Below are 241 nucleotides of genomic sequence, written 5' to 3'. Positions count from 1 at the left end.
ATATCGACCGCTTATTAGCAAAAGCTATTATTGATCTAGCTCAAACCTACCATGCTGGGAGTATTGTTATTCCTTACCTCGAAGATATGCGTGAGTTAGTGCAAAGCGAAGTTCAAATGCGAGCCGAACAAAAAATTCCTGGTACTGTAGAGAAACAAAAAGAATATGCCAAGCAATATCGGGTTCAAGTCCATGAATGGAGTTATGGCAGGCTCATAAAAAGCATTCGGGCTAAAGCAAG

1 protein-coding gene is annotated in these 241 nt (G+C 40.7%); it reads left to right on the top strand.

Annotated elements, in window-relative coordinates; all coding sequences use genetic code 11:
* The coding region (locus tag R0J87_RS24075) for a hypothetical protein (protein WP_498889561.1) at positions 1 to 241 on the top strand (241 nt) is incomplete at both ends.

The organism is Halomonas sp. SIMBA_159, assembly GCF_046536035.1.
Taxonomy (GTDB): domain Bacteria; phylum Pseudomonadota; class Gammaproteobacteria; order Pseudomonadales; family Halomonadaceae; genus Vreelandella; species Vreelandella venusta_A.
Note: the sequence above shows the minus strand (reverse complement) of the source record. Positions and strands in the feature narration are given on the sequence as shown.